The following is a 14,101-nucleotide window of genomic DNA, read 5'->3' as shown; positions in this document are numbered from 1 at the left end:
AGAAGTAGATAAAAGATTCATATTGAACTAGACAAATAGCCTTTTTACAGACACGATATAGTCATGTCTCTCACGAAAAAACTTTCGCTTTTAGGTTCTCTCTCTAGATAAAAAATCTTTCTCTCGGTAGATAGGTGTACTGACATTATTCTGGCTGCTATGTTACCAATATGACGATAGTAAGAAAAAACACCCTAAATACAACCCCAAGTCCTTCAATAAGTCCTCCAGAAAACTTGGCTGAAAAGTATAGGGAAGCAGAGCGGATGCGTGATGTTCTGCTTTTACTGCAAAACTTAATTAACAGTGAAGAAGCCACTGTGAAACTAATTCTGGATTGTCTTTATGATGTTGGTTCAGTCAATCTGATCAATCAAAAGCTTCCCTTGAAGCCCCTAAACAGGTTGATGAAATTAATTGCCAGAATGTCCAAACCAGTTTTTAGAACCTTAGCTTTTAATTGGTTTAAGAAAAACTGTCCCAAACTGATTACTGATTGGCTACAGACGAAAGTCTCTTTTGAAAATCCCCCAAATACACCAGAGCAAGTAGCGATCGAAGTTGTACAACTGGAACCATACACTATACCACAAAGAGAAAACCTGAGCCAAGAGATTAAAAATCTGCGATCGCAAGTCAGATGGCTAGCAGCGATTTCAGTAATAGCGATCGCTATTTTAGGAGTAACAGCCACTCGCTTAAACTAAATTCCATGAATTATGAATTATGAATTATGAATTAATATGCTTTTGCCCAAACCAGCCTTGGAGGATATTGAAATACATCTGCTTTTAGAAGGGGTGTATCAGTACTACGGTTATGATTTTCGCAATTATGCTCCTTCCTCACTCAAGCGGCGCATTCAGAGTTTCATGGACTTAGAGGGGTTAGCAAATGTTTCTGCATTGCAAGAGCAGTTACTCCATAACCGTGCCTATTTGGAACGATTTTTGCTGGCTCTGACGGTGAATGTAACATCAATGTTTCGTGATCCTAGCTTTTATAATACCTTCAGAAATCAAGTTATTCCCTTCTTGCAAACCTATCCCTTTATTCGCATCTGGCACGCTGGATGCTCAACTGGGGAAGAAGTCTACTCAATGGCGATTTTACTACAAGAAGAAGGACTTTACCACCGTTGCCGCATTTATGCCACTGATACAAATGAGAAGGTATTACAAAATGCTAAAAGTGGTATTTTCTCATTGAAATTGATGCAAGAATATACTCAGCTCTATCTGAAAGCGGGCGGGAAGAAGTCTTTTTCAGAATATTATACAGCAGCTTATGATAATGCTATATTTCGAGCATCCCTAAGAGAAAATATTGTGTTCGCACAGCATAATTTAGCAACTGACGGTTCTTTTAATGAGTTTAATGTCATCCTTTGTCGTAACGTCCTAATCTATTTCAATCAGATACTTCAAAAGCGGGTACACGAACTGTTTTATAATAGCCTTTGCACCTTTGGTATATTGGGTTTAGGAAGACAAGAATCTATCCGGTTCACCTCTTATGAGCAGTCCTATGAGGAGATAATCAAAGGGGAGAAAATATATAAGAAAATTGCGGGTGGCTGAAGATAGTTTTCTGAATGGGAACTGAATCAGAAATTATGAATTATCGTACAATAACCAATGCCAATGCCCCGAAAAATTAGGCATAAAACTGCGCCAATTGTCAAAAGACAGTCTGTCAAACATTTTTTATTGTGTTTAGAAGATAAATTTAGCGATCGCTTAAGGTAAATTACACATTAAAGTCTTAAAGGAGATTGTCGATGCAACTTCTCGAATGTCCTCCTGTTGCAGTCATTGCTGGAGAAAATGCGGTTCACGTTTCTCAACTGCCTTCTACGTGGCAAGACATTGCTAGAGGAACCGCGAGTATCGGACTTTCCCATCCCCAGAGCTATGTTGAGATGGCGCAGTTGTTCCTATACAAATTAGAATATGGTGATGTTGACTTATTTAGCGATCGCCCCCAACTAGCTCACTTGATCCCATCATTTTCCCAGCTATTTGCACAACTGGCATGGGAAACCCTAGAGTTTTTTGGGCAAGATTTTCTCAAACACAGCTATCCGAACTTTGCAGAAATTCTCCGTGATGTCGAGTCAAAGGGGACAGAGTATGCTAACGAAGTAAAAGTAGCTCGCATTGGCATAGATTTGTTTAACGAGTTTGGTTATGAACTACCTGCCAGCTTTTATCATGTACATTTAGCACCAATTTACCGCGATCATGTTTTTGAAGAACGTGCCTTACGATTTGATCAGCGCGATATCGAACACAAACGCGCTTGGGATGCCATACTCCATGCAGGTAAAGTGTTTGCTATTCAAATGAAGGTGCAAAGTATTGCCTCTAAATATGGCTTTACTTATCAGCATGGCTGCGGTTGCAACTCTCACCTATCTTCCGTTGATGTATCTCGTGGAGCATTTGAATATGAATTGAGTCCCGAAAAGCGTCAGCGCTGGATTCGCAGTTTCTTATGGACTGCTTGGTATGAGTATGCGTTTTTTGCGATCGTACCAAATACGAGTTATTTGGTTTAAGGGACTGACAAGAAATAAATTATCCATTTTGTGGGGTGGGCAACATCAGCGCTCTAAATCTGGGACGGGTGGGGACACCCATCCCACAAAAAATTTGGGATGTTTTTTTATTTGTCAGTCCATTAGGACAACAGTTTCAAGAAACTGGTTCAAAAACCATTTGAGGAATCAACACTTGATCTTGTAATTGTCCAATACCTAAAAAGCGAGTCTCTTCTTCATAAACTCGCACTATTCCAGTCACATCAGAATTTAGAGAAACTCGCTGACCTTGACACCATTTTGGAGCAGATATTGCTGGTAAACTAACAGACAACAAATGTTGTAAAGCTGCATCAGGGGCTAGAGGTTGAAAAGTCCCGTCTTGCAGTTTAGCTTCTAAGTCGGTGAAAGTGAGACTATCTGTTAAATCAAAACCACTGCTTGCAGTGCGGATCAAAGCTGCAAGAGTGCCACCAGTTTCTAAGATTGCACCTAAGTCACGAGCGATCGCTCTAATATATGTACCAGATCCACAGGCGATCGCCACATCCAATTCGGGGAAATCTCCTTCTCTCCAGTCCAAAATTTCTGTGTGAAAAATTTCCACTGTCCGCACTGGAACTTCCACTATTTCACCTTTACGTGCTAAATCGTAGAGGCGTTTACCATCCACTTGAATGGCACTATAACTCGGTGGTATTTGCTGAATTTTCCCTTGAAATTGTGCCAGTGCAGTTTTCACCTCTGCCAAACTCAATCCAGGACAAGGTTGAGAATTAATAATTTCACCTTCTAAATCATCCGTTGTAGTTCGCACACCCAGGCGGATAGTAGCCTTGTAAGCTTTGCTTTCTGGCAGATATTGCAATAATCTAGTGGCTTTACCAAGTGCGATCGGTAAAACCCCTGTAGCGGCTGGATCTAAGGTTCCCGCGTGTCCTACACGTTTGAGGCGCAACAATTTTCGCACCCGCGCTACGCAGTCGTGGGAAGTCCAGCCAAATGGTTTGTTTAAGTTGAGAAAACCTTGAAATAACACAAAATCAACACTTACAGCTTCTAAACTCTATTAAATACTTATTTAACGCTCAAAGCATTAATATTTAGCAATCTAGTAGTCCACCAGATCAACAATGCACATTAGAGGTTGTTTGAAAAGTAGTTAGCTGTGATTTTAGGCACTTGGAGATCCCCCCTAACCTGCCTTAAAAAGGGGGGGAACCGGAATCAAAGTCCCCCTTTTTAAGGCAGGTTAGGGGGATCTCCAAGGGTTAGGCATATACAAAAAACTTTTCAAACAACCTCTTAAACCAAGTTTATACTCGTGAAAAACCGTTGCAATCATTTGGGATTTAAATACGAAAACCCCCCTTTTTTAGGGAGGTTATGAGTAACTACAAAGTTTAAAACGTGCTATTATTCATCATTAACGTATAAGTCATGATGTAAAAAGGTCATAGCAAGGTAACATCTTGGTTAACAGAAAAGTTACTGTTGGTGACGTTATCTAAAGTCGCAATCTGTTGATTGTTGAAGAACAAGGTATAGGTGCTGTAGTTGAAATTGAACTGCTGTAAAGTAACTCCTGTTCCAAAACTCGAAGCGCTAATCAAAATTTTGTCCCCTTCTAGCCTATTAAAGTCTTTAATACGGTCGGTTTGTTTATCTGAACCGTAAAAGATGAAGTCATCTGCATCCAGCCCTCCTACAAGAACATCATTACCAGCACTACCAGTAAGAGTATCCTTGCCATCGCCGCCATCTAAGGTATCGTCACCAACATAACCACTAAGATTATCGTCACCATACTCGCCATAAACGACATCGTTACCCCTACCACCGTCTAACGTATCGTTGAAGAATCCACCATAGAGAGTGTCGTCACCATCATAGCCGAAAAGTACATTATTACCACCCCGACCATCTAAAATATTATTAGCCTTATCTCCGTATAGGGTGTCGTTGCCACTAGAGCCGATGAGATTTTCAATCGAAATTAACTTTTCTGTAAAGCCTGAGAAGGTAGCTTGTGAATTAATCAGATCGCCTAGAATCCCCCCATTTACATAATAATTCGACGATACAAAATCGGCGGTATCATTGCCATCACCACCGTAAAGAGTATCATTACCGCTTCCACCAGAGAGTAAGTCATTACCAGCGCCACCATTTAAAACATTATTAGCACTATCTCCTAATAGGGTGTCGTTGCCACTAGAGCCGATGAGATTTTGAATCGCAAATAACTGGTGTGTAAAGCTTGAGAAAGTAACTTGTCTAGTTGACAAATCGCCTTTAATCCCACCAGCACCAGTCCAAAAACTATAGTCGGCAGTATCATTGCCATCATATCCACCGTATGCACCATATAGAGTATCATTACCGCTCCCACCAGAGAGTGTGTCATTACCAGCGCCACCTACGAGTTCGTCATTGCCAGCACCACCATTTAAAACATTATTCGCGCTATCTCCTAATAGGAAGTCGTCACCACTAGAGCCGATAAGATTTTCAATCGAAATTAATTTGTCTGTAAAGCTTAAGTAAGTAACTTGTCCAGTTGACAAATTGCCACTAATCCCATCATTCGAGAAACTAAAGTCGGCGGTATCATTGCCCCCACCACCATCAAGAGTATCATTCCCGTTTCTACCAGAGAGTAAGTCATTACCAGCGCCACCATTTAAAACATTGTCAGCACTATTTCCTAATAAAGTGTCATTGCCACTAGAGCCGATGAGATTTTCAATCGAAATTAACTTGTGTGTGGAGCTTGAGAAAGTAATTTGTCCAGTTGACAAATCGCATTTAATCCCACTAGTCACAAAACTAAAGTCGGCGGTATCATTGCCCGAACCACCATCAAGGGTATCATTACCGCTTCCACCAGAGAGAAAGTCATTGCCAACACCGCCGAAGAGTAAGTCATTGCCAGCACCGCCATTTAGGGTATCGTTATCCTGGCTACCGTCGTATGTTTGGCTCTGTGTACCGTCGTCTTCGCCGTAGAGAGTATCGGTGCCATCTCCACCGTCAAGGGAATCATTACCTTGCTGACCGAAAAGAAGGTCGTTGCCAGTACCGCCATCGAGGGTGTCACTATCCTTATAACCATTCAGATAGTCGTTACCGTCTCCACCGTAGAGCTTATCGTTACCCTCGCCACCATAAAGGGTATCGATGCCAACATCACCGTAAAGAGTATCGTTGCCAACATCACCATAAAGGGTATCGATGCCAGCACCACCAGAGAGATAGTCATTGCCAACACCGCCGAAGAGTAAGTCATTGCCAGCACCGCCATTTAGGGTATCGTTATTCTGGCTACCGTCGTATGTTTGGCTCTGTGTACCGTCGTCTTCGCCGTAGAGAGTATCGTTGCCATCTCCACCGTCAAGGGAATCATTACCTTGCTGACCGAAAAGAAGGTCGTCGCCAGCGCCACCATCGAGGGTGTCACTATCCTTATAACCATTCAGATAGTCGTTGCCGTCCCCACCGTAGAGCTTATCGTTACCCTCGCCACCATAAAGGGTATCGTTGCCACCACCACCATAAAGGGTATCGTTACCAACTCCGCCATCTAGGAGATCAGTATCACTGTAGTTGAACTCGTAGCTCTTTGTAGTATTAGACCAGCCGTAGATGATATCATTACCAGCCGAACCATAGATAGTATCGTTGCCATAGCCACCTTCAAGGGTATCGTTACCTATACCACCATCTATAAAATCATTTCCCCCCTTGTAGGTTTCTTTACTGTCACCATCACCGTTGATATAATCGTCTCCTGCCCACCCATAAAGCATGTCATCTTGGTTCTGTCCCCATATAACGTCATTGCCATCACCACCAAAGATAGTATCCTTACCATCACCACCAGCGAGCCGATCATTGCCGCTACCTCCATCAATTAAATCATCATTGAGGTGACCATGTAGCGAATCATCACCTCCATTGCCAAAGAGAACATCTTTGTTGTCATTACCATCACATGTGTCATTACCATTTCCACCATTAAACTGAATTGGATCGCTTTGACCGAAGCCGAATTGATCCTTAAAGTAATTAACGGCAGCATTCATTAAATTTGAACCTGCCTCAACAAGATAATTACCCACACTTGAGATTGTAGCGAGACCATCCTTGACTAAATCTGTTATGTACCCTGGTAATGAGCCAACCACACCCCAGGCAGCATTTGTCACCAAAGAGCCAATATCAGTAAAATCTTTCAGGGATACGGAAACAAGACTAATATGTTGACTAAGTACATCAAAATCAATACTGGCATTGATATTGTTAACATCAGTACCAACATTTACACTAACGGATAAGCCAATATTCCCAAAGTCTCCTGCACTTACACCTAAAAAATTGCCTTTAAGACTGAAACCATTAGCGTTGAGGCTCAATGAACCATTGGCTAGCTCTCTTCCAGCGATGTTAATCTTCGCACTACCAGAAGCACCACTCTTGTTTACAACAACATTATTGAATTCAACAGACAATAAAGAGCTAATGCCCAGTTGTGCATGATTAATGTTGAAACCATTTTTATCGAGGGTGAAATCACCATCCGCGAGAGTTTGATTAAATAGCTTTATCTCGCCAGAACCACTGGCTTTCAAGTTAGCAAGATCGAACTCCAGACTAGGAACACTAATACTAAGGACATTAGGTATACCCAGTAAAACCTTCTCAATAGTTACCTTAGTAGGAGTAATAGTGAATTTTGCTTGAGCAATCTTCTGACCAAAAACTTCTATACGACCATCACCTTTAAGATACCGCTCACTTAAAGTGAACTTCAGGTCTAAATTTAATTCATTGTCATCTACCCCACTAATCTTCAAGAAAGTTAAATCAATTTCAGGAATTTTTAATGATCCGTGAGTATTAATCAGATATTTATCACTGCTGAAAGTCAGAAACGCTGGTTTATTCCAGGCTGTTAGTTTAGCATTAATCGCAAATCCTTCCTCTAAGAATTCATCGGCAATTTTTATAGGGAAGGGAATAAACTGCACTAAGGGATCGGGTGTGCCATCTCCATTACTATCAATGGATTCGATACTTAATTTAATAAACTTACCCAAAAAGTTTAAAGCATCTCGAACCAAATCAGTGTTGCTAGTTTTTTCTATCAAAGTAATAGAGGGAATCAGAGCGTGCACAAATAAATCCACTAAATCCACATACCTAACTGCGTTAATGGTGGTTAAAGTTAAAGCCACTTTCTTAGGGTCGTGAATATCGAAATAAAATGCTGTCTTGATGTTTATATCGTGGTATTTTAAATCCCCTTTGAAGGAAAAGTTATCAAAGAAAGGAGGCAAATAACTCCCACCAACCCGAAGAGCTATTTGGCTAACTTTTGTATCTTTCAGTCCAAAGGGATCACTCCAAACTTGATCCGATTTGAGATTAAAAGACACTGACAAAGATGTTGGATTTAAGAATAATCCGGCAGAAAATAATAACTCTGGTTCACTGTCTTGGGTAGGATCATAGTTTGTCATTTTCATATCACTGCTAATCCTAAAAGTTGGATCTATTAAGTTGCTGGTGATATCAAATCCCAAACTAAGATTATTGAGATTGGCAGTAAAATTACCAAACTTCATGGAGTAAGATCCACCGAACTTAGAAATAGCAGTAAAACTGATTAATCCAGGAAGGAAGCCAATATTAGCCTTTATAAGACCAATGCCTAAGACCTCGTGAATAAAATTCCCAATCTGAGTATCAACATTACCAAAATCAAGATCGCCGATAAAGTTCAATCCTTTGATTAATTTAATATTACCAAACAATAGATCATTGAGGTAATATGTTCCAGTGCTAAGAATAAGTTCGGGGTTTTGTATATTAAAGGAATTGAGAATAGGAATGTCAGCAACCCAATCACCAAGTTCTCTTAGTTGATAGTGAAAGGTAATCTTGGTTTTATCTAAGGTAAATTGTACTTCCTCTTGATTTAGTAATCCATTCAGATTCAGTTCCGTTTGGTTCTGATTATTCTTTTTTAAAAGATTCAATCTTAATCGAGACAGTGTGATATTAGAATCAGCAAAAATTTCCTTCGTAATCTTATCAATGACTGTATCGATAAAAGGAACCGCACCATCAAGACTGAAAAAATTGACCAAATCTAAATTAAACTCGTTTATAAAACTTAGTGATATCCCTTGCTCAGATAATAACAAATCACCAATACCGAGAGAAAAGAGTTTAGTTTGGGTATCTCCTACCAATTCGGTTAATAGACGCAGGGAATAATCGAAATGAATGTTGGGAATTAAAACTTGATATGTGCGCTTATTATCTGTTACACCTACTATTAGGCTGGGACTATTGAAACTGAAAGATTTTGTAGCACTTCCTAATCCTAGTGTATTAATTAAGTTTTTAAATTCTAGTTCTCCTGAGTATTCTAGTTTTACTCGGTCACCTTGCTGCGTGGCTTTTATCTTGCTTGTATCTGTTTTAGCAAGGTCATTAAATATTTTGACAAATGCTGGTATGTTTGGATCTTCTAAACCCATGTATACCAATGCGACATTAATAGTACGAGTGACAGTATTACTGTTCTTCGTACCATCATTAACCGTAAAGCTAACAGTACGATAATTGATATTAGGGTTGTTGCTGGTATTACTGTAGGCTATCTGTGTGAGCGCGGTTTTATAGTTAGCAAGAGTAGCACTACCAGTGAGGGTAATTGTTCCTGTAGCAGGATCGAAAACACCTGGTTTAATCTCTTTAGGTAATGTGCCAAGAACTGAGAGAATGTCTTGATCTTTTTGATAGTTACCAGTAATGGAGATAGTTGCACTGGTGATATTAGTATTATCAACATCGCTAATCTCTAAACCAGTAGAACTAATCTTGGTTTCTATTTTATTTTTTGTATAAGCAAGGCTACCGGATGCGGCTGCACTTAATACAGGTGCGTCGTTAACAGCCCTAACATTAATAGTACGAGTGACAGCCTTACTGTTAGTCTTACCATCATTAACCATAAAGCTGATAGTGCGATCCTTGATATTAGGGTCTTCGCTGGTATTACTGTAGGCTATCTGTGCGAGTGCGGTGGTATAGTTGGCAAAACTAGCACTACCAGTGAGAGTAATTGTTCCTGTAGTAGCGTTGAATGCACCTGCTGTAATCTCTGTAGGTAATGTGCCAAGAACTGAGAGAATATCTTGACCTTTTTGATAGTTAGCAGTAATGGAAATAGTTGCACTGCTGATATTAGTATTATCAACATCAGTAATCCCTAAACCAGCAGGACTAATTAAGATAGCTGCGGCGTTTTCTGTGTAAGCAAGACTATCTGATGCGGCTGCAACTAATACAGGTGCATCGTTAACAGCCGTAACATTAATAGCACGAGTGACAGCATTACTGTTAGTAGTACCATCATTAACCGTAAAACTGACAGTACGAGCATCGATATTAGGGTTTTCGCTGGTATTACTGTAGGCTATCTGTGCGAGTGCGGTGGTATAGTTGACAAAACTAGCACTACCAGTGAGAGTAATTGTTCCTGTAGTAGCATTGAATGCACCTGCTGTAATCCCTGGAGGTAATGTGCCAAGAATTGAGAGAATATCTTGACCGTTTTGATAGTTACCAGTAATGGAAATAGTTGCACTGGTGATATTAGTATTATCAACATCGGTAATCCCTAAACCAGTAGAACTAATCTTAGTAGCTGCGGCATTTTCTATATAAGCAAGGCTACCGGATGCAGTTGCACCTAGTACAGGTGCGTCGTTAACAGCCGTAACACTAATAGTACGAGTGCTAGTATTACTGTTAGTCTTACCATCATTAACCGTAAAGCTAACAGTACGAGCGAGGATATTAGGGCTTTCGCTGGTATTACTGTAGGCTATCTGTGCGAGTGCGGTGGTATAGTTGGCAAAACTAGCACTACCAGTGAGAGTAATTGTTCCTGTAGTAGCGTTGAATGCACCTGCTGTAATCTCTGTAGGTAATGTGCCAAGAACTGAGAGAATATCTTGACCTTTTTGATAGTTAGCAGTAATGGAAATAGTTGCACTGCTGATATTAGTATTATCAACATCAGTAATCCCTAAACCAGCAGGACTAATTAAGATAGCTGCGGCGTTTTCTGTGTAAGCAAGACTATCTGATGCGGCTGCAACTAATACAGGTGCATCGTTAACAGCCGTAACATTAATAGCACGAGTGACAGCATTACTGTTAGTAGTACCATCATTAACCGTAAAACTGACAGTACGAGCATCGATATTAGGGTTTTCGCTGGTATTACTGTAGGCTATCTGTGCGAGTGCGGTGGTATAGTTGACAAAACTAGCACTACCAGTGAGAGTAATTGTTCCTGTAGTAGCATTGAATGCACCTGCTGTAATCCCTGGAGGTAATGTGCCAAGAATTGAGAGAATATCTTGACCGTTTTGATAGTTACCAGTAATGGAAATAGTTGCACTGGTGATATTAGTATTATCAACATCGGTAATCCCTAAACCAGTAGAACTAATCTTAGTAGCTGCGGCATTTTCTATATAAGCAAGGCTACCGGATGCAGTTGCACCTAGTACAGGTGCGTCGTTAACAGCCGTAACACTAATAGTACGAGTGCTAGTATTACTGTTAGTCTTACCATCATTAACCGTAAAGCTAACAGTACGAGCGAGGATATTAGGGCTTTCGCTGGTATTACTGTAGGCTATCTGTGCGAGTGCAGTTGTATAGTTGTCAAAACTAGCACTACCAGTGAGAGTAACTGTTCCTGTAGTAGCGTTGAATGCACCTGCTGTAATCCCTGTAGGTAATGTGCCAAGAACCGAGAGAATGTCTTGACCTTTTTGATAGTTACCAGTAATGGAAATAGTTGCACTGGTGATATTAGTATTATCAACATCGGTAATCCCTAAACCAGCAGGACTAATTAAGGTAGCTGCGGCATTTTCTGTGTAAGCAAGACTATCTGATGCGGCTGCACCTAATACAGGTGCATCGTTAACAGCCGTAACATTAATAGTACGAGTGACAGCATTACTGTTAGTCGTACCATCATTAACCGTAAAGCTAACAGTACGAGCATTGATATTAGGGTTGTCGCTGGTATTACTGTAGACTATCTGTGCAAGTGCGGTGGTATAGTTGGCAAAACTAGCACTACCAGTGAGAGTAATTGTTCCTGTAGTAGTATCGAACTCACCTATTGTAATCTCTGTAGGTAATGTCCCAAGAACTGAGAGAATATCTTCACCGTTTTGATAGTTACCAGTAATGGAAATAATTGCACTGGTGATATTAGTATTATCAAAATCGGTAATCCCTAAACCAGTAGAACTAATCTTGGTAGCTGCGGCATTTTCTATGTAAGCAAGGCTACCAGATGCAGCTGCACCTAATACGGGTGCGTCGTTAACAGCCGCTAGGCTAAAGGGGACACTTGTAGCTGTAGTGCCACCTTTGCCATCAATGACGTTGTAGTTAAGAGTTACGAACCCGTTGTAGTTAGCATTGGGCTTAAAGGTGTAAATTCCGTTACCATTGTCAACTACACTACCATTGGTAGCACTGATCTTAGATACGGAAAGAGTATCACCCTCAACATCGGTGAAGCCTTCTAATAGGCTAGTGGCAGTGATGGTGTAAGCGGTATCTTCTGTACCATTACTGAGAGTGACTGCTGTTCCTGTTAATGTTGGTGCATCATTGACCGCCGCTAGGTTAAAAGTGCGGGTTGCGGCTGTAATGCCACCTTCGCCATCGGTGACGTTGTAATTGAGACTAACTTCACCGTTGTAGTTGGCATTGGGTTTAAAGGTGTAAGTTCCGTTATCATTGTCAGCCACACTGCCATTGCTAGCACTGAGGTTAGATACGGAAAGGGTATTACCCTCAACATCAGTGAAGCCTTGTAATAGCTTAGTGGCACTGATGGTGTAAGCGGTATCTTCTGTACCATTACTGAGGATTGCCGGTTTCCCTGTTAATGTGGGTGCGTCATTGATAGCCGCTAGGCTAAAAGTACTAGTTGCGGCTGTAATACCACCATTACCATCAATGACGTTATACTTAAGAGTTACCAACCCATTGTAGTTAGCATTGGCATTAAAGGCGTAAGTTCCGTTACCATTGTCAGCCACACTGCCATTGCTAGCACTGAGGTTAGCGATAGAAAGTGTATCACCGTCAACATCGGTGAAACCTTGTAATAGGCTAGTGGCACTGATAGTGTAAACAGTATCTTCTGTACCATTGCTGAGGGTGGGTGCTGTTCCTGTTAATGTGGGTGGATCATTTACCGCCGTAACGTTAATAGTACGAGTGACAGTATTGCTGTTAGTAGTACCATCATTAACCGTAAAGCTGACAGTACGAGCATCGATATTAGGGTTTTCGCTGGTATTACTGTAGGCTATCCGTGCAAGTGCGGTTGTATAGTTGGCGCGAGTAGCACTACCAGTGAGAGTAATTGTTCCTGTAGTAGTATCGAACGCACCTACTGTAATTCCTGTAGGTAATGTGCCAATAACTGAGAGAATGTCTTCACCGTTTTGATAGTTACCAGTAATGGAAATAGTTGCACTAGTAACATTCGGATTATCAACATCGGTAATTTGTAAACCAGTAGAACTAATCTTGGTAGCTGCGGCATTTTCTCTGTAAGCAAGGCTACCAGATGCGGCTGCACCTAATACAGGCGCCTCATTTACTTGTACTTCTGTTACGCTAAAGGTGCTAGTTGCAGCTGTAGTACCACCATTGCCATCAGTGACGTTGTAGTTAAGATTTACCAACCCATCGTAGTTGGCATTGGGGTTAAAGGTGTAAGTTCCGTTAGCATTGTCAGTCAAACTACCATTGCTAGCAGTGAGGTTAGATACGGAAAGTGTATCACCGTCAACATCGGTGAAGCCTTCTAAAAGGCTGATGGCACTGATGGTGTAAGGTTTGTCTTTTCTACCATTACTGAGGCTGGTGGGTGTTTCTGTGAGAGTGGGTGCATCATTTATAGCCGCTAGGCTAAAAGTGCCAGTTGCGGTTGTACTACCACCATTGCCATCGGTGACGTTGTAGTTAAGAGTTACCAACCCGTTGTAGTTGGCATTAGGGTTAAAGGTGTAAGTTCCATTGCCATTGTTAATTACAGTGCCATTGCTAGCAGTGAGGTTAGCGATGGAAGGGCTATCACCGTCAACATCTGTGAACCCTTGTAAGAGGCTGGTGGCAGTAATGGTGTAAGCGGTATCTTCTGTACCATTAGTCAGGGTGGCTGCTGTTCCTGTTAATGCGGGTGCGTCGTTGACAGCCGTTAAGCTAAAGGTACTAGTTGCAGGGGTAGTGCCACCTTTGCCATCGGTGACGTTGTAGTTCAGAGTTGCCAACCCGTTGTAGTTGGCATTGGGGTTAAAAGTATAAGTTCCGTTGCCATTGTTGACGACAGTGCCATTGTTAGCAGTTAATCCAGAAACGGAAAGGGTATCACCGTCAACATCTGTGAACCCTTGTAAAAGGCTGGTGGCAGTGATGCTGTAAGCGGTATCTTCT

At 41.2% G+C, this 14,101-nt stretch carries 5 protein-coding genes; 3 read left to right on the top strand and 2 right to left on the bottom strand.

The window, feature by feature from the left end; translation table 11 throughout:
• Positions 1 to 170: 170 nt before the first annotated feature.
• The 3 genes from V7K50_RS09815 to V7K50_RS09805 all read left to right on the top strand — a co-directional run bounded on the left by V7K50_RS09815 (position 171) and on the right by V7K50_RS09805 (position 2,560).
• Entirely contained in the window at positions 171 to 707 is a 537-nt protein-coding gene (locus V7K50_RS09815) for a hypothetical protein (protein WP_334959492.1), read from the top strand.
• A 36-nt stretch (positions 708 to 743) separates the two neighbouring features.
• Positions 744 to 1,580 (top strand): CheR family methyltransferase, encoded by an 837-nt coding sequence (locus tag V7K50_RS09810; RefSeq protein ID WP_334959490.1) that lies wholly within the window; start codon positions 744 to 746, stop codon positions 1,578 to 1,580.
• 200 nt (positions 1,581 to 1,780) lie between these two features.
• Positions 1,781 to 2,560 (top strand): hypothetical protein, encoded by a 780-nt coding sequence (locus V7K50_RS09805; protein ID WP_334959488.1) that lies wholly within the window; start codon positions 1,781 to 1,783, stop codon positions 2,558 to 2,560.
• 136 nt (positions 2,561 to 2,696) lie between these two features.
• On the opposite strand, the gene truB is transcribed toward V7K50_RS09805, so the two are convergent.
• Together truB and V7K50_RS09795 are read right to left on the bottom strand one after the other, a co-directional pair.
• Positions 2,697 to 3,581: a tRNA pseudouridine(55) synthase TruB gene (truB, locus tag V7K50_RS09800; protein WP_334959486.1), complete on the bottom strand. Its 885-nt coding sequence runs from the start codon at positions 3,579 to 3,581 to the stop codon at positions 2,697 to 2,699.
• Between the two features lie 415 nt (positions 3,582 to 3,996).
• The coding region (locus tag V7K50_RS09795) for a tandem-95 repeat protein (RefSeq protein WP_334959484.1) at positions 3,997 to 14,101 on the bottom strand (10,105 nt) is incomplete at its 5' end.

The organism is Nostoc sp. (genome assembly GCF_036917135.1).
In the GTDB taxonomy this organism is placed as follows: domain Bacteria; phylum Cyanobacteriota; class Cyanobacteriia; order Cyanobacteriales; family Nostocaceae; genus Nostoc.
Note: the sequence above shows the minus strand (reverse complement) of the source record. Positions and strands in the feature narration are given on the sequence as shown.